The organism is Brevibacillus reuszeri (assembly GCF_002897295.1).
In the GTDB taxonomy this organism is placed as follows: Bacteria; Bacillota; Bacilli; order Brevibacillales; family Brevibacillaceae; genus Brevibacillus; species Brevibacillus reuszeri_A.
In genome coordinates, this window is sequence record NZ_BEXF01000006.1 from 26,428 (window position 1) to 44,346 (window position 17,919).

Sequence of the window (17,919 nt, forward strand, 5' to 3'; positions counted from 1 at the left end):
AAAGGGCTCTCCGCTTCACCTAGCCCAAGCGAAAGGAACGTCACGATGAACATTCTACATAACCGAAAAAAGTACCAGCTTGCACTGGTGACATCTGCCATCGTATTACTCGCTGGCTGCAGCAGTCTGGCTGCACCTGGTCAACCCGAAACGAGCACGCCTGAAACGCCTAGCGTGCAGCCGGAACCATCCCCACCAGCGGAAACTAAGCCGACAGAGTCGAATGAGTCTGGAGCTGAACCGGTAAAAGAGCAACCGGCAGAGCAAGAAAAACCAGCCGAAACTAAACCGCCCGAACAAGAACCAGCAAAAAAACCTTCTGACTCGATAGAACTGCCAGACTTAGCGGTTGTAGCTGAGCCACAAAGCATGACAGTACTGGTCAACAAACAGCAGAAGCTGCCAGAAAACTATACACCAAATGATTTGGTATTTCCCAATGTTCCGTTTTTGCTCCCGGAAAAGAGTGAGAAGCGAAAAATGCGCAAGGAAGCGGCAGAAGCACTTCAACAATTGTTCGCTGCTGCGAAAACGGATGGTGTTTCACTGGCAGGCGTATCTGCTTACCGCTCTCATGCCTACCAAAAAGCTCTGTTTAATCGCTACGTCCAAAAAGACGGGCTGGAGAAAGCACGTACGTACAGTGCAGTTCCTGGTACCAGTGAGCATGAAACAGGTCTTTCGATTGACGTCTCCGGTATTAATGGAAAGTGTGCCGCTGAAAGCTGTTTTGGCGGTACTAAGGAAGCAGAGTGGCTCGCCCAGCATTCCGCGGAGTTTGGTTACATCATCCGCTATCCTGAAGGAAAAGATGGGATTACCGGCTATATGTATGAGCCATGGCATATTCGCTACGTTGGCGTTGATGTAGCAAAAGAGATTAGTGAAAAGGGGATCACACTGGAAGAATACTTCGGTGCTGTTCCTGTCACGGCAGAAAGCAATTAAGAGGCAAATATAACGAAAACAAAGAGCTGGCTAGACCGGCTCTTTGCTTTATCGAGACCTCTCACTTCACACAGTCTGATTTTTGAAAAACTATGCTATAATGATCACGGGTGAAGATAATGAGCGAAAAATCAATCAGAGAACGAATTATTGAAACATCCATGCGCTTGTTTGAAGCGAATGGGTATCATCGGGTGACCGTTGATCAGATTGTAAAGGAAAGCGGAACATCAAAAGGGGGCTTCTACCACAACTTTAAGTCCAAGGATGAACTGCTCTACATCATTCATGATCAATTTATTACATACGTATTGGAAAAGGCAGAGGAAGCTTACGAGCAATGGGATACGCCGACAGAACGACTGCAAGCGATCGTGAAATCCTTCGTAATGATGATCGATTTGTACCGCTCACAGGTAACCATTTTTTACCAGGAGAGCTTATTCCTCTCTCCAGAGTACTTCAAGGATATCGAGGTAAAAAGGGATCGCTACAAACAAATCATGTTTACTGTGATTCAGGACGGTATCGCATCAGGTGAATTCCGCCCCGAGCTGCCTGTCCCGATTGTATCCATGGCGATTTTTGGAATGGTCAACTGGATTTACAAGTGGTATCAAAAGTCAGGTACGTATTCAATCGAACAGATTGCTGATATTTACGCGGATATGGTGCTGCATTCGGTATTAAAGCGTGATGCGATGGAAAACCCGGATTTTAATCGCTTTTTCTTACAACATCCGGAATTTCCGTATAAGCCATTGTAAGGAAAAAGGTGGATGGCCAAGGAAACAGCGGCTATGCTCAGCTAGTGTAGAACAGCAGGGTCCTAGTCGCTTGGCAGCCTTATTTTAAAAAATGAACTCTACAGACCAACTGGTTGGTCTGTACTATTATTCAGACATTTGGTATAATGATCGTGAGACCAACTGGTCGGTCCTGCGCGATAGTACAAAACCAACCAGTCGGTTTGTATCGAATTACAAGCTGACATGGATAACAGGAGGAATCATTGTGCTTACCATTTATGAACTGAGAGAACTTGTAAAGCTATTGGAACAAACCGATGTAGAATCATTCGAAGTGAAAAATGAAGATTCTCGTTTATCGATAAAAAGAAGACTTGGCGAGCAGCCTGTAGTGGTTCAAGCTCCTGTAACTCCGGCAAAGCTCGCTGTTGTTACCCCAATCGCCCCACCAAAGGCAGAGAAACCTGTGCAAGCCGCTCCATCTGCCACTCCTGTGCAACCACCTGCTTCGCAAGTTGAAGACACAGAAAACCTGTACAAAATTACGTCTCCCATGGTCGGTACTTTTTATGCAGCTCCAGCAGTAGATGCAGCTCCATACGTCTCTGTACATGATCAAGTTCAACCGACTACAATTGTATGTATCGTGGAAGCCATGAAGCTGTTTAATGAAATTGAAGCTGAAGTCAAGGGCGAAATCGTCCAAATATTAGTGGAAAACGGCCAATTAGTCGATCAGGGACAGCCATTGTTCTTGGTAAAGCGGGTATAATAGCGATAGCATTGAGTGAACCGGGGGAGGTCAGGTTTCGTGAATAAAGACACATTGTTTACAGAATTCTCTGTGCCAACGTATGAACAATGGAGAGCAGCTGCAGAGAAATCACTGAAAGGTGCTTCATTTGACGCAAAGCTCTTGACCAAGACTGTTGAGGGGATTACGTTACAGCCGATTTATCGCAAAGAAGATACGGAGAAAATACCTCACTCAGCTGACTTGCCAGGAGTGGCACCCTTTGTGCGCGGGACCAAAGCAATTGAAGAACGGCAGACGCAAAGCTGGCATGTCAGCCAGGAAATTGTGGCGAATACAGCGGAAGCATTTAACCTAGCCGCGCTTCACGATTTAGCGCGCGGACAAACAATGGTAAACATAGTTTTGGACCGGGCAACTGCTATCGGTCTGGACCCGAGCGAAGCAAATGCGGAACAGGTTGGAGATAGAGGATTATCCCTTTTTCGCAAAGAAGATGTAGAGGTGGCTCTTCATGGGATTGACCTGGAGAAGGTTCCTCTTTATGTAGAGGCAGGGGCACTAGGTTTACCAATACTTGCGCTATTTATTGCTCATGTCGAAGCTGCTGGCAAGGATACAATGAAGCTTTGTGGATGTATTGGTCAAGATCCCTTCAACGAATTACTTACAGCTGGAAAACTGCCTTTCTCAATAAATACCGCATTCGATGCGATGACGCATTCTACCCGATGGGCGAGCAAGCATGCACCCCGACTGAAAACGATCCTCGTTGGGGCTCACCCGTATCACCAAGCGGGTGGGAATGCAGTCACAGAGCTTGCCTTTTCATTGGCGACCGGTGTTGAGTATATTCAGGCATTGCTTGAACGTGGGTTGTCAATTGATGAGATTGCACCACGCATTCAGTTTTCATACGCCATTGGATCTGACGTTTTTATGGAAATTGCCAAGCTCAGAGCAGCAAGAATGCTTTGGTCAAACATCATATCTTCCTATGGCGGTTCTACTGAATCACAAAAGATGACGATACATGCGAGAACCTCTGCTTGGACAAAAACGGTACTCGATCCTTATGTAAACCTACTTCGTTCTACTACGGAAGCGTTTTCAGCGGTTGTTGGCGGAGTAGACAGTCTGCACGTCTCTGCTTTTGATGAAGCGTTTCGCCCAGCGAATGAGTTTTCAAGGCGGATCGCGAGAAATACCCAAATTATTTTAGAACAGGAAGCGCATTTGTCCAAAGTGGTTGACCCTGCGGGCGGTTCCTGGTACGTAGAATGGCTGACGGATGCGCTGGCCAAAAAGGCGTGGGAGCTTTTTTTGCAAACAGAGGAAAAGGGCGGAATGCTAGACTCCCTGAAAGCAGCAGCCCCGCAAACTGTGATCGAACAGTTAGCTAAAACCAAGTCCTCCAGTATCGAGCAGCGGAAGGCAAGAATCGTAGGTACAAACATGTACGCAAATGTTCAGGAGCAATCGCTTCAGAAAGAAACACTGCCAGCTATCTTCGATGAGCGGAAAGAAGCGTTAGCATCTCATCGAGCTGAGAAGGAGCAAAGCATTTTTGCCAAACAGCTGGAACAACTGGCTGGAACAAACGACAATCCGGTAGAACTAGCGGTAAAGGCAGCTCTCGCAGGAGCAACCATCGGAGATTTATCCAAAGCAGTGAGAAAGTCGGATCAGGTAGAAACAGTCATTCAGCCATTGCGCTTGCATCGGGCATCAGAGGCATTTGAAGCATTGCGCAAGCATTCAGATATCTTTTTGGAAAAGACAGGAAAAAGGCCGGGAGTCTTTTTGGCCAACATGGGTCCTGTCTCTAAACATAAGGCAAGAGCAGACTTTTCTGCAGAGTTTTTTGCCGTTGGCGGTTTTAATGTCATTCGCGAGCACCAGTTTTCAACACCAGAGGATGCAGCGCAATCCGCTGTACAGTCAGGGGCAGCAATAACGGTAATTTGCTCCGATGATGCGAGCTACCCGGAGCTGGTACCTTCTTTGGCACAAGCGATCAAAAAGTCGAATCCGCAAATGATCGTGATGATCGCCGGAATACCTGACGCAGAACAGCTGGCGAGCTATCAGTCACATGGAGTCGATGATTGTATTCATGTCCGAACAAACTGCTACCAAATGCTGCGCCAACTCCAGGAACGGATAGGAGTGATCTCATGAAGCTGAGGCCTGATTTTTCAAAGGTGCCATATCGTGCAAAACGGGACATATCCGATTTGTTCCCGAGCCAAGCATTAAGTGACGAAGCCAAGAAAGTATTGGATGAGCAAATATGGCAAACGATGGAGAAAATTCCCGTTAAGCCTCTTTATACAAAAGAAGATATTGAAGGAATGGAGCATCTAGGCTATATGCCTGGTCTGCCACCTTATTTCCGTGGACCGTATCCGACGATGTACGTGGCACAGCCATGGACGGTTCGTCAGTACGCCGGATTTTCAACAGCTGAGGAAAGCAACGCCTTCTACCGCCGCAATTTGGCTGCTGGGCAAAAGGGGCTTTCCATCGCATTTGACCTGGCAACACACAGAGGCTATGATTCCGATCACCCGAGAGTCGTGGGGGACGTAGGAAAAGCAGGCGTAGCTGTTGATTCGATTCTGGACATGAAAATTTTGTTCGACGGTATCCCGCTGGATAAAATGTCGGTTTCCATGACGATGAACGGTGCTGTGCTCCCAATCATGGCGTTTTACATTGTGGCAGCCGAGGAGCAGGGCGTTTCCCAGGCTGAGCTGACCGGAACGATTCAAAACGACATTCTCAAAGAATACATGGTGCGCAATACGTACATTTATCCACCAGAAGCATCGATGAAAATTATTTCCGATATATTTGCGTACACCTCCAAGCATATGCCCAAATTCAACAGCATCAGTATTTCCGGGTACCACATGCAAGAAGCAGGGGCAACTGCTGATATCGAGCTCGCGTACACATTAGCGGATGGGCTGGAGTATGTACGAACTGGTTTAAAAGCAGGAATCGATATTGATGCCTTTGCACCGCGGTTGTCCTTTTTCTGGGCGATCGGAATGAACTACTTTATGGAGATCGCAAAGATGAGAGCTGGACGCCTGATTTGGGCGAATCTCATCAAGCAATTCAATCCGAAGAACGAAAAGTCGATGGCACTGCGAACACACTCGCAGACTTCCGGCTGGAGCTTGACTGAACAGGACCCATTTAATAATGTTGTCCGTACGTGCGTGGAGGCGATGGCGGCTGCCCTCGGGCATACTCAGTCATTGCATACCAACGCACTCGATGAAGCGATTGCCTTGCCGACAGATTTTTCCGCACGCATCGCCCGCAACACACAATTATTTTTGCAAGACGAGACGCAAATCACCAAAGTCGTCGATCCGTGGGCTGGTTCCTACTATGTCGAATCACTGACCAAGCAATTGGTCGAGCGAGCCTGGGAGCATATTGAAGAAATTGAGGCACTTGGCGGCATGGCAAAAGCGATCGAAACCGGATTGCCCAAAATGAAGATCGAAGAGGCAGCAGCACGCCGACAAGCGCATATTGATTCAGCTAAAGAAGCCATTATCGGTGTGAATAAATATCGCCTCGATAAGGAAGATCCGCTGGAGATTCTCGAAGTCGATAACACAGCTGTACGTGAAGCACAGCTGAAGCGATTGCAGGAGCTGCGGGCAAATAGGGACGAAGCGAGAGTTCAGACAGCATTACAAGCAATTACGAGATGTGCCGAGACTGGAGAAGGCAATTTGCTGGAACTAGCGATCGAAGCGGCTCGCGCGCGAGCATCTTTAGGTGAGATCTCGGATGCTTATGAAAAGGTTGTCGGTCGCCACAAGGCTGTCATCCGTTCCATCAACGGTGTGTACAGCTCAGAATATGCGGATGCTGACGAGGTAGCTGCGGTTCGCAGGATGGCTGACGAGTTTGAGCAATGGGAAGGTAGACGCCCTCGTATTATGATCGCAAAAATGGGTCAGGATGGACATGACAGAGGTGCCAAGGTCATTGCTACTGCATTTGCAGATTTAGGCTTTGACGTTGATATCGGACCGCTGTTCCAAACGCCAGAGGAAACGGCTAAGCAAGCGGTAGAGAACGATGTTCACGTCATTGGTTTTAGCTCGCTGGCAGCAGGACACAAAACATTATTGCCTCAGCTCGTTGACGAACTGAAAAAGCTTGGTCGCGAGGATATTGTTGTCGTCATCGGTGGTGTCATTCCGCCACAAGACTACACATTCTTGAAAGAACACGGTGCGGCGGCCATTTTTGGACCGGGAACAGTGATTCCGATCGCGGCTCAAAATGTACTGCAAGAGGTTGTGCGCCGCCTGGAGGCTGGGAGTCTATGAGTGATGGTGCAAGCGATAAAACTTCCTTGACCTTTTCTTCGAAAGTCCGTCTACCCAAACTCAGCGTTGATCAGTTTGTACAAGGTGTTCTCGAAAACAATCGGACGATCCTTGCTCAAGCGATCACGCTCGTAGAAAGTAATTCACCGGTTCATATGGATATGGCGCAGGAAGTGATCAAAAAGCTTCTAGCCCATACCGGCAATTCGATTCGAATCGGGATTACGGGGGTTCCCGGTGCTGGAAAGAGTACGTTCATTGAAGAGTTCGGCACCATGCTTTGCGAAAAAGGACATCGCGTAGCCGTTTTAGCCGTCGATCCGAGCAGTACCGTGACACGCGGCAGTATATTAGGAGACAAGACGCGGATGGAGCTGCTGTCGCGAAATCCGCATGCCTTTATTAGACCGTCTGCAACAGGTGGCACATTGGGTGGGGTCAATCGGAAAACGCGAGAAACCATGCTCATCTGTGAAGCTGCAGGCTACGATGTGATTTTAATAGAGACAGTCGGTGTCGGGCAAAGTGAAACGACAGTCAGGTCCATGGTCGATTTCTTTTTGCTACTCATGCTGACAGGAGCTGGAGATGAGCTGCAAGGGATCAAGAAGGGTGTCATTGAAATCGCGGATGCCCTCTTAATCAACAAGGCAGATGGAGAGAACCGCACACGGGCACTGATTGCAAAGGGCGAGTATAATCGTGCTCTGCACTATTTGCAGCCAGCAACGGTAGGTTGGGAAACAAAAGCATATATGTGTTCGGCTCTGACCGGTGAAGGGATCGAGGATATATGGCATGTCGTGACAGATTTTCGCGATAAGACGACACAGACAGGTGGCTTTGCTGCCCGCCGCAAAGCACAGTCGCTCGATTGGATGCACAGCATGACGCAGGAATATTTACGAAGCATGTTTTTCAACCATCCACAGATTGCACACCTTCTGCCGCAAATGGAGGGGGCAGTCACGAGTGGTCAGCTGTCTCCTACGAGTGCCGTACAGCAGCTAATTGCTGTCTTTGAAAATGCAATCTCGAAAAAGGAATAGAGAGAAGGTCGGACGTGTGAGCAATATGTATGAAAAAATCGATGAGCTGATGGAGCGAAAGTATAAAATCCAGCTGGGTGGTGGCGATGCAAGAATCGACGCACAGCACAACCGTGGCAAGTTGACTGCACGTGAACGTATCGAGCTGTTGCTTGACCCGGACACCTTTATGGAGCTGAATCCGTTTGTAGAGCACCGTGCTACCCATTTTGGGCTGGATCAAACGGAAGCGCCAGGAGAAGGCGTGGTGACAGGCTACGGAAAAATTAATGGTCGCCCTGTCTATTTGTTCGCCCAGGACTTTACAGTATTTGGCGGTGCGCTTGGCGAGATGCATGCCATGAAAATTGCCAAAGTGATGGACCTTGCGGCGAAAAATGGGGCTCCTTTCATCGGGCTAAATGATTCTGGCGGTGCGCGCATCCAGGAAGGAGTCAGCTCACTGGATGGCTACGGGACGATTTTTTACCGGAACGCGATTTACTCGGGCGTCATCCCGCAAATTTCTGTGATCCTAGGACCGTGTGCAGGTGGCGCCGTATATTCACCAGCAATTACAGATTTTGTGTTCATGGTTGAAAAGACAAGTCAGATGTTTATTACAGGACCAAAGGTAATTGAAACGGTAACAGGTGAGAAAATCTCTGCTGAAGATTTGGGCGGAGCCAAGGTTCATTCATCGGTGAGTGGAAACGCGCACTTTACAGCTGAATCCGAGCAAGAGGTATTGGAAGGTGTGCGCAGACTGCTGAGCTTCTTGCCACAAAACAACCAGGATCGTGCACCAGTGGTAGAGCCAGGGGCTCGCGAGGATTGGCAAGAGGAACTCATCGAGCTTGTCCCTGCCGAGAGCACCAAGGTGTACGATGTACGCAAGGTCATCGAAAAAATCGTAGATCATGGCGATTTCATGGAGGTTCAGCCCAATTTTGCCCGTAACATCGTGATTGGATTGGCACGTATTGATGGACATAGTGTAGGAATCATCGCCAACCAGCCAAAGGTCATGGCAGGTGGACTCGATATTCATTCGTCCGATAAACTGGCTCGTTTCATTCGCTTCTGCGATTGCTTCAATATCCCGCTGTTGACGTTTGAGGATGTTTCTGGCTTCTTCCCGGGTGTCAATCAGGAGCACGGCGGCATCATCCGCCACGGTGCCAAAATTTTGTATGCCTATTCTGAAGCGACTGTGCCGAAAATTACCGTGATTTTACGCAAGGCTTACGGCGGAGCTTATGTTGCCCTCAACTCCAAATCGATCGGTGCCGATGTCGTTTACGCATGGCCGAATGCAGAGATTGCTGTAATGGGTCCAGAGGGTGCAGCGAACATTATTTTTGCAAAGGAAATTGAGCAAAGCGCTGATCCTGTGGCGACAAGAGCTGAGAAAATCGCCCTTTACCGTGATAAGTTTGCGAATCCATATGTGGCGGCGAGTCTCGGCATGGTCGATGATGTCATTGATCCACGCGAAACACGGAAAAAGGTTGCAGAAGCACTGGAAATGCTGCGAAACAAAAAAGAGGAGCGTCCCTATAAAAAGCATGGGAACATCCCATTGTAAGAAATATAATTGCTTATACGTAGAAAAGGGGAGAATCGGGAATGAAGCTTCATGACCTACGGGAATTTATCAAGCTGGTGAACCAGTCTTCCATTGAAGAGCTGGAGTGGCAAAATGGCAAAACCAGCATCGTAATTAAAAAGGGAGCGCCTGTAATTATTGCTTCCTCTGAACAAACTTTGCAGGTGAAGGAAGCAGAAAGCGGCTACCAGGAGGCGGCCGCTACTGCAGAAGCAGCTGTGGAACCACAAGAACAACCAGCTTCGGTTGAAGAGACACAACTGGTTGTCTCACCTGGCGTTGGACTTTTTCATGCTGATGTGACTCTGGGACAAGCGGTTACAGCCGGTGAACGGGTCGGGCGTTGTACAGTTGATGCTTTGCAGCTAACCTCCGACATCCTTTCTCCCGTTAACGGAGAAATTACAGAAATACTCGTGATGGATGGCCAGTTTGTAGACTTTGGTAAAGCATTACTGGCGATCAAACCATACTAGGGAGGGGCACCGAAATGTTTACAAAAGTCTTAGTTGCCAACCGCGGTGAAATCGCCGTCAGAATTATTCGTGCTTGCAGAGAATTAGGAATTGCTACCGTTGCCGTTTACTCCGAGGCAGATCGTGAGGCACTGCACGTGGAGCTGGCAGACGAAGCGTATTGCATCGGTCCGACAGCCTCCAAAGACAGCTATTTGAATATGGCTCGCATCATGACGGTCGCTTTGCATACAAAAGCAGACGCAATCCATCCTGGATACGGCTTTTTAGCTGAGAATGCGTCATTTGCGCAGCTGTGCCAAGATTGCTCGATTACGTTCATCGGGCCTGACCCAGAAGCGATTTCCAAAATGGGAGATAAGTCGGTAGCGAAAACGACGATGAGCTTGGCAAACGTTCCTTTGGTCCCTGGTACAGACGGATTGATTGACGATATCGAGGAAGCACTCGAGGTAGCAAAAGAAATCGGGTACCCCGTCATTGTAAAAGCGACTGCTGGTGGCGGCGGTAGAGGAATGCGCGTGGCACATGACGTGGAGGAGCTGGAAAAATCCATCCGTCAGGCGCAAAAAGAAGCAGAAACGGCATTTGGCAATGCCGGTGTTTATTTGGAGAAATACGTGGAGGAGCCTCGCCATGTAGAAATTCAGATCATGGGCGATAAACACGGCAATGCCGTTTACTTGGGTGAGCGTGATTGTTCCATCCAGAGACGTCATCAAAAGTTGGTCGAGGAAGCACCATCTCCAGCATTGGACGAATCGCTTCGAGAAAAAATGGGGCAAGCCGCTGTAGCTGCAGCAAAAGCTGTAAACTACCATGGTGCTGGAACGGTCGAATTTTTGCTGGATAAGCATGGACAATTTTATTTTATGGAAATGAATACACGTATTCAGGTTGAGCATCCCGTAACAGAGATGATTACCGGAATTGATCTCATTAAAGAACAAATTGCCGTAGCAGCAGGCAACCCGCTTTCCTTTTCACAGGAGGATGTACACATTGATGGTTGGGCGATTGAATGCAGGATTAATGCGGAGAATCCAGCCAAAAACTTTATGCCTTCCCCAGGGAAAGTAGCAAACTATTTGCCGCCAGGCGGGTATGGAGTGCGTGTAGACAGCGCGGTATATCCGGGTTATGAAATCTCTCCGTTCTACGATTCCATGGTAGCCAAGCTGATCGTTTGGGGCAAAGATCGCAATGAAGCGATTGCCCGTATGAAGCGAGCGCTCGGCGAATTTGTGATCGAAGGTGTCCACACGACGATTCCTTTCCATGAAAAGCTGTTGGAGCATCCTGATTTTGTAGAAGGCAATTTCGCTACTAACTTTTTGGAGAAGCATACGTTGGAGCTGTAAATGGCGCCTGTAACGATTAAAAGCTTTGTAATGGCAATTTCCTTGCTGTTACAGAGCTTTTTTCCATCTGGTACTTCCCGAGGTCGTTATTTTGCTGACTCTTTCAAAAGTTACCTCGGGGATCATCTTTGTCGCGAGGGGCTATTGCTTCGACGAACGAAAGAAGAAGTGTTAAACGAATTGCTTCCTAAACGTCGAATTGTCCACGAAATAAATGATGACGAAAAGATATGACTTACCACTACGGTAATTTGGAAAAGTACTAGTTGGGCCTGCAAAAATCGGAGAAAAAATACCTCACCAACACAGGTGAGGTAAAAAAGTAATTTTAATATTCTCAATATCCTATTGGAAAATTACTGTGTAACTGATCCTACTTGTCACTCCTTTGCTATCGGTATGACATATGAAAATTGTGGTTCGGACTACATTTTGAAATATTTGTGCAGCAACACATCACTCGATTGGTTAAATACGGTGAGCAACGGATAAGAAAAAAATTTACAACGGGCAACTTTAGCATATGTCAATCTTTCAATACTGTCTTCTAAACGAATATAGTTGCAGCTTTAGATATGAACCAAGTTAAACAAAGCAATCAATTTGCTATTAATTTTGGTGGTTTGGAATAAGTAAAATGGCTGCACCTACTGTGCTGGGCAGCCATTTTGCTCGTATGATCTGGTTTTTAGATGTCGTGCCGCAGTGGACTATACGTTATTAGGACGATCGCTCAGCAATCGAAGCAGCGCTTCAGGCAACTGAAATTGCTGGTTGCTTATACTGATCTGCTTCAAATCTTCTCCCCATTCCTCTGCCTGCGCATCCTTTACTTCACTGATCTCATTATGCAGGCGTTCCATTTTTCGATCGAGAGCAGCGGCAGAGTCGGATGCTTCCTTTAATTCCTGAAGAAGAGTAGGGGGGACTGTCCGATTGTATTTGTAATAGATTTTATGCTCCAGACTTGCCCAGAAATCCATCGCGATTGTGCGAATCTGTACTTCGACGCATACGTTTTCCTGTCTGTCAGACATGTAAATCGGGATCTCAACCAGCATGTGCAGACTGCGGTACCCGTTTTGCTTCGGATGGGAGATGTAGTCCTCGATTTCGATAATTTTCAAATCACTCTGGTTTTGCAGCATATCGCTGATCCGATAGATATCGGCGATAAAGGAGCAGGTAATTCTGATTCCTGCGATGTCGGTAATATTGGCTTTGATACTTGGCAGCGAAATGTCGAGCCCTTTTTTATACAGCTTCTTCAAAATGCTTTCAGGCGATTTTAACCTGGATTTCGTATGTTCGATTGGATTGTAATCGTGAAAAAGCTGAAATTCCTCGGTTAGGATGTCTATTTTTGTTTCGAATGCATCTAGGGCAAATTTATATGCCATCAAAAATCGAGTAATGTCGTTCTTGAATTTGCGAAATTGTTCCACTGGTAATGTGTTCATCGTATGTATCCTTTCAATAGGGGATAGCGTCCAAAAAAACGGCTAAGCTCTACGGTAAGCTGTACGTGTCGTAGAGCGAGATATGTTTTTGGCAAAGGACTGCTTCGAAGTATTTACCTAGCTATAGATAATACGGCTGTGCGTGGAGGTTAGTTACTCCTCTCATAGTATAACGTCTCGGCTCATGCAAAAGCCAGTTCGTGGGTCATCGATTCCTTGCGCAAAGTGTTTCTAGTATTTTAAATGGACGGCATACTAGTTGTCCTGTTTTGTCTGCAGTGGTCATATCCTTTAGAGAGGTAAATATACTACGGGGTGGTATCATGGACGCTACAGCACAAGTGTTGTTCTATCTGATTTTCACATACGTATGCTTCACTTGGTTTGTTTGGCGCAAGCGAAATAAGCTCGAACCGATGATCTGCATGGTAAGTGGAATGACTCTCGGGATGATGGTTGGACTGATCGCTGGACTGGTACTGGGGGTCTTGTTCAAAGGCGAGCTTGCCTATTCGACGATGCTGTCCATTGCGATAGGTACTTTTTCCGGATTGATTTTCGGAATTCCTCTATCCATTCTGACCATGATCGAAGGAGCACTTGCAGGGTTAATGGCTGGAATGATGGGGGCGATGCTCGGGGAAATGGTTCCTTACGAACAGGTAGAGCCTCTCTTATTTTTGTTCATCATGCTCTACACGTTTTGCATCATGCTCCTGACCAGACAGATCGCGATTTCTACAGATGAGAAGGGTCATCCACAAAAACGCTTTGGCTTGCAGCATCCTCTAGTTGGGGCAATGCTACTAATTGGCGTGTTTCTATGGTTTCAATCCTTTCCGGTGTCATCCCATCCTCCTAGGCAGGAAGCAAAACAAAGCGTCGAGCTCGTGGCATCTGATTATTTCTATCATCCCCAGCAAATTGTGCTGAAAAAGGGGGAGGAAGTAAAGGTGACGTACCATAATCAAGGAAAGCTCGAGCATGTCGTAGAAATCGTCTCTAAAGGAAATATCGTCGTGGTACCAGACGCAGACTCTTCCGCGCATGTGCATATGCATGACGCCAAGTCGACAGGTGAGCTGCATTTGTATGCGCAGCCTGGAGAGAGTGTATCGTATATGATTCGAGCTACGGCTGAGGGCGTGTACCCTTTTTACTGCACGATACCGGGTCACAAAGAAAAGGGAATGGTAGGGAGCCTGATTGTAAAATAGACGGATTGTCTTTTCCGGACCAGATAGCCGTTCGAATATGCCTTTTTCATGTTTATAAAATAAAGCCTTATACCAAGGGAACTTTTTCATTTCGAGAAAGGTCTAATGCGGTGAAAGGAGGTCTTATATGAAGGAGCATCAAGATTTTTCCCGATTAGAAAAATCTCAGCTGGTAGAAACCATGACTGCGCATCAACAGGATGTCTGGAATTACGCTTACTTTATCACGGGGAAACAAGACTGGGCTGATGAAATCACGCAGGAGGTTTTCTTAAAGGCATGGAAAGCATTGTTTTCATTCCGCCAAGAATCCTCGCTTAGAACATGGCTGTTTACCATTACCCGAAACGTATCCCATGATTACAGACGCAAATGCTTAGACAAGCGAATAGGGCTGGAAACCACGACTCTCCGATATATCGAAGCAAGTCCTTCCGCTGAAAACGATTTTTTAAGAATAATGACAAAAAGACAATCTGCGAGCTAGTAGGTACGCTGCCTTCAAGCTTTCAGGACGTATTTGTGCTGGATGCAAAATATGAGAGGAGTATGGAAGAAATCGCCCATATTCTGCAAATTTCTATTGGTACTGTTAAATCGAGGCTACACAGAGCGCGGCGACAACTATCTAAACTGCTTATGAGTGAAGGTATTCAGGTTAGAGCAGAGGACTTGATTATTCAAAACGGAGTAACGAGGGGCGTATAGGATGGATTTTTTGTGGAAAGAAAAAGTCATCGTCATTATTGGGGGAACCTCAGGCATCGGATTCGCCACCGCACAGGCAGCATACACGAAAGGCGCTCATGTAGTCATTGCCGGGCGTTCAGTGTCTAAGCTAGCGGAAGCTAGAAAAGCAATTGGGCATCGTTTACAAACCTTCGTGGTACAAATGACAGATGAATCCTCCGTTCAAAATATGTTTGCACAGTTAGAGCATGTAGACCACTTATTTATATCCGCAGCCGATGTTGTCATGGGCCCAATCCTGGAAACAGATAGTGACGTATTGAAAATAGCGATGGAGAGCAGATTCTGGGGCTCCTATTACGCGGCCAAATACGCGGCACCAAAAATGAGTGAGAATGGTTCCATTACCTTTATGTCCGGTACGTCAACGTGGAAACCAACATCTGGGGGTGCAGTTGCTGCAGCGTCAGGGGCTGCAGTTGAAGCATTGTGCCGAAGCTTAGCGGTAGAGCTTTCTCCGATCCGTGTAAACACGATCAGTGCTGGAGCGGTCAATACCCCTTTGCTAGACTCTATTTTCGGTGAGAAACGAGATGAAATGGTGGAGCATTTAGAAAAAACGTTACCAGTAAAACGCATAGGGAGGCCAGAGGATATTGCAGATGCCGCTCTGTACCTGATGCAGAACCGTTACACTACAGGCACGGTACTGTCAGTCGATGGAGGGTCTCTCCTTACTTAGTAACAGAGCAGCCCATCATTCCAATTAAAAATTGGGCTCATGCAATAGGAACGAACACCCATAGTCGCTTCATAAATGTAGAGTAGCAACACGAAGTGGCGGAGGTGAAAGGGATGGATGATTTTAAAAAAGAGGTAAAAAAGCTCAAAGCAGCTGAATTCAAGTCAGATAAAGTAACACCTTGGGATAAGCAAAGTATAAACGAAGGCACTATGGTACGACATGGTTGTAGTCATGGAAGATGTGGTGGATTTGGACGCTGTGGTCGCTGTAGTTGCAGTTGCTCGTGCAGTTGTTCATGCAGCTGCTCGTGCAGTTGTTCTTGCAGTTGTTCATGCAGCTGCTTCTGTACCTGCTCATGCAGTTGCTTTGTAGTCATTCCGATATCCAACCGTTGTAATACGAATTATTGAAAAGGTTAGCCTCCAGTACAAAGCTCCTGTCAAGCGTTACAAAAGCGACAGGAGCTTTGCCTTTTTCTGTTGGAATGATGGACAAAGAGCGAATCATAGAATGAGCGTGACACACACATGACGCAAGTGGTAGAAGATTCGAGGTAAGGAGGGATAATATGGCGAATTTGAATCCATCGATGCGTCTAAAAGTGAAGCGTGACACGTTTTATTTGCCGAATCCGGATGGAAGCGTGTATTTTCGCAATAACATCGGAACCTTTCAGATGGAAGGTGAAATGATTGACCAGTGGGTCGAGCAGCTGCTTCCTGTGTTCAATGGGGAGCACACCCTCGAAGAATTAACGGACGATCTGCCGGAAGAATACCAGAAGCATATATACCAAATAGCAAGCAGTCTGTTTCAGAATGGATTTGTTCAGGACAAGAGCGAAGATATACCTCATCAGTTGCCCAATCATGTACAAGAGGTATATGGAGCGCAAATCGCGTTTTTAGACGAGCTGAAGGGTTCTGGGGGGTATCGCTTTCAGTCGTATCGTAGCGAAAAAGCTTTGGCTGTCGGTTCTGGACCGTTTTTTCTTGCCTTGATATCGGCATTGCTGGAGTCTGGGAAGGCACAATTTCACTATTGGATCACAGACAACGATCACACCAATCGAAAGCGTTTGGAGGAGCTGATTGCCTATGCGCGACAAAATGATCCCGATGTAGAGGTGACCGAGCTATACATGGGCGAGCAGACACAAGCTACGTGGCGGGAGGCGATATCCCCCTTTTCAGCTGTCTTATACGTATCGGAGAAGGGAGAGCTAGATGAGCTTGCAGCCCTCCAGTCGCTCTGCAGAGAGAATGGTAAAGTATTTATCCCGGCAACGTTTTCTTGCCAGAGAGGGATAGCAGGTCCATTGGTTCACTCATCCTCCGAGGCATGCTTTGAAACGGGATGGCGTCGCTTGCATCAAGGCTCGCATAACGAGGATACCAAGCAGCATTCTTTTTCAATGACGGCTGCTGCGCTTTTGGCAAATGTGATTGTTTTTGAATGGTTCAAGTACACAACAGGAGTATCTACCTCCGAAACAACTAACCAGCTGTATTTATTGAATCTGGAGACATTAGAAGGGGGATGGAAATCCTTTTTCCCCCATCCGCTGGTAAAAGGACCGGAAAAGCTGCAAGAGGTTAATCCAAGCGAGCTGCTTTTGCAGGCTAGTGAAAAACAACAAGCGTCGGGGAGCTACCATTCCGTTTTTCAGTCGTGGACGTGTGGGGAAACAGGAATTTTTCATACCTGGGAAGAGGGAGAGTTAAAGCAGCTGCCCCTCGCTCAATGCCAGGTTCAGTCAGTGGATCCACTTTCGGCTGGGCCCGCTGAGCTTTTGCCAGTTGTTGTGTGTGCCGGTCTCACCCATGACGAAGCGCGCAAAGAAGCGGGCCTGACTGGTGTAGAGATGTATGTGTCGCGGATAGTTCAACAGCTACTGCATGAGCAAAAGGATCTGCCTCTCGCATTCCAAGAAGCTGTTGGCATCGGGGCGGGAGAAACGGTGGAGGAGGGGCTTTGCAGGGCGCTTCGTCACTGCTTGACAGAGGTATATGGGAAACAACAGGGGAGAAAAATCACGAGAGCTACACGGGTGCAAATCACGTCGCTGGATGATGAAAGGTCTCAATTTTATTTGCGTTCACTAGCTACCTTGGGAGAAAAGCCGCTCATCGGGATAGGTGAGAAGGTACTGGGATTTCCTGTGTATTGGGTTTGCACGAAAAAAGGCTGGCATGGCAGTGTCGGTTTGGATGATACACAGGCTTTGCGCAGTGCCTTGCTATATGCACTGACGGAGGTACAGAATCAACTGATGTACAACAAAGAGATGTATTCCTTGTCAAGACATGCGATTAATTTGACCGAGTCAGAAATAGAGTGGGCATTCTCTTCCCAAAATGGTGTGACGGAAAGCGATAGATGGAAAGAGGCGCAAATCATTCTGAAGCGACATAACAAGTACCCAGTTGTATGTTCTGCGGCAGTTGAACCATTCTTGAAAGAAGGACTCGGTGGGGTGTTCGCTCTGTTGCTTAGAGAGGAGGGGACACCGTGAAAA

At 47.3% G+C, this 17,919-nt stretch carries 16 protein-coding genes; 15 read left to right on the forward strand and 1 reads right to left on the reverse strand.

Going from position 1 to position 17,919, the window contains the following annotated elements; translation table 11 throughout:
* The first annotated feature begins 45 nt into the window (after positions 1 to 45).
* The 9 genes from C3B52_RS11485 (at position 46) to accC (ending at position 11,289) form a co-directional block, all read left to right on the forward strand.
* On the forward strand, positions 46 to 948 hold the full coding sequence (locus C3B52_RS11485; RefSeq protein ID WP_103106224.1) for a M15 family metallopeptidase: 903 nt from the start codon (positions 46 to 48) through the stop codon (positions 946 to 948).
* A 119-nt stretch (positions 949 to 1,067) separates the two neighbouring features.
* Positions 1,068 to 1,715 (forward strand): TetR/AcrR family transcriptional regulator, encoded by a 648-nt coding sequence (locus C3B52_RS11490; protein ID WP_164684758.1) that lies wholly within the window; start codon positions 1,068 to 1,070, stop codon positions 1,713 to 1,715.
* 247 nt (positions 1,716 to 1,962) lie between these two features.
* On the forward strand, positions 1,963 to 2,469 hold the full coding sequence (gene accB, locus C3B52_RS11495) for an acetyl-CoA carboxylase biotin carboxyl carrier protein (RefSeq protein ID WP_103106226.1): 507 nt from the start codon (positions 1,963 to 1,965) through the stop codon (positions 2,467 to 2,469).
* Between the two features lie 39 nt (positions 2,470 to 2,508).
* Positions 2,509 to 4,632 carry a methylmalonyl-CoA mutase family protein gene (locus C3B52_RS11500; protein WP_103106227.1) on the forward strand — a complete coding sequence of 708 codons (2,124 nt, stop codon included), beginning with the start codon at positions 2,509 to 2,511 and terminating at the stop codon, positions 4,630 to 4,632.
* Complete coding sequence (gene scpA, locus C3B52_RS11505; RefSeq protein WP_103106228.1) at positions 4,629 to 6,815, forward strand: methylmalonyl-CoA mutase; 2,187 nt, start codon at positions 4,629 to 4,631, stop codon at positions 6,813 to 6,815. The genes C3B52_RS11500 and scpA overlap by 4 nt, the downstream gene beginning before the upstream one ends.
* Positions 6,812 to 7,864, forward strand: coding sequence for a methylmalonyl Co-A mutase-associated GTPase MeaB (gene meaB, locus C3B52_RS11510; RefSeq protein ID WP_103106229.1), 1,053 nt, complete (start codon positions 6,812 to 6,814; stop codon positions 7,862 to 7,864). The genes scpA and meaB overlap by 4 nt, the downstream gene beginning before the upstream one ends.
* Before the next feature lie 25 nt (positions 7,865 to 7,889).
* A complete protein-coding gene (locus C3B52_RS11515; RefSeq protein WP_201264879.1) occupies positions 7,890 to 9,431 on the forward strand; it encodes an acyl-CoA carboxylase subunit beta in 1,542 nt (513 codons plus the stop codon).
* A 41-nt stretch (positions 9,432 to 9,472) separates the two neighbouring features.
* Positions 9,473 to 9,928 (forward strand): acetyl-CoA carboxylase biotin carboxyl carrier protein, encoded by a 456-nt coding sequence (locus C3B52_RS11520; protein ID WP_103106231.1) that lies wholly within the window; start codon positions 9,473 to 9,475, stop codon positions 9,926 to 9,928.
* 14 nt (positions 9,929 to 9,942) lie between these two features.
* On the forward strand, positions 9,943 to 11,289 hold the full coding sequence (gene accC, locus C3B52_RS11525) for an acetyl-CoA carboxylase biotin carboxylase subunit (protein ID WP_103106232.1): 1,347 nt from the start codon (positions 9,943 to 9,945) through the stop codon (positions 11,287 to 11,289).
* Between the two features lie 710 nt (positions 11,290 to 11,999).
* On the opposite strand, the gene C3B52_RS11535 is transcribed toward accC, so the two are convergent.
* On the reverse strand, positions 12,000 to 12,749 hold the full coding sequence (locus C3B52_RS11535) for a GTP pyrophosphokinase (protein WP_103106234.1): 750 nt from the start codon (positions 12,747 to 12,749) through the stop codon (positions 12,000 to 12,002).
* 323 nt (positions 12,750 to 13,072) lie between these two features.
* On the opposite strand from C3B52_RS11535, the gene C3B52_RS11540 reads away from it, so the two are divergent.
* From C3B52_RS11540 to C3B52_RS11565, 6 genes are all read left to right on the forward strand, one after another.
* On the forward strand, positions 13,073 to 13,966 hold the full coding sequence (locus C3B52_RS11540; RefSeq protein ID WP_103106235.1) for a cupredoxin domain-containing protein: 894 nt from the start codon (positions 13,073 to 13,075) through the stop codon (positions 13,964 to 13,966).
* A gap of 127 nt (positions 13,967 to 14,093) precedes the next feature.
* Positions 14,094 to 14,453 (forward strand): RNA polymerase sigma factor, encoded by a 360-nt coding sequence (locus C3B52_RS11545; RefSeq protein WP_103106236.1) that lies wholly within the window; start codon positions 14,094 to 14,096, stop codon positions 14,451 to 14,453.
* Between the two features lie 8 nt (positions 14,454 to 14,461).
* Positions 14,462 to 14,674 carry an RNA polymerase sigma factor gene (locus tag C3B52_RS38170; RefSeq protein ID WP_373419720.1) on the forward strand — a complete coding sequence of 71 codons (213 nt, stop codon included), beginning with the start codon at positions 14,462 to 14,464 and terminating at the stop codon, positions 14,672 to 14,674.
* Position 14,675: 1 nt separating this feature from the next.
* Positions 14,676 to 15,398, forward strand: a complete 723-nt coding sequence (locus C3B52_RS11555) for an SDR family oxidoreductase (protein ID WP_103106238.1) — start codon at positions 14,676 to 14,678, stop codon at positions 15,396 to 15,398.
* A gap of 113 nt (positions 15,399 to 15,511) precedes the next feature.
* Positions 15,512 to 15,811: a heterocycloanthracin/sonorensin family bacteriocin gene (locus tag C3B52_RS38175; RefSeq protein ID WP_103106239.1), complete on the forward strand. Its 300-nt coding sequence runs from the start codon at positions 15,512 to 15,514 to the stop codon at positions 15,809 to 15,811.
* A gap of 158 nt (positions 15,812 to 15,969) precedes the next feature.
* Positions 15,970 to 17,916, forward strand: coding sequence for a putative thiazole-containing bacteriocin maturation protein (locus tag C3B52_RS11565; RefSeq protein WP_103106240.1), 1,947 nt, complete (start codon positions 15,970 to 15,972; stop codon positions 17,914 to 17,916).
* Positions 17,917 to 17,919 lie beyond the last annotated feature (3 nt).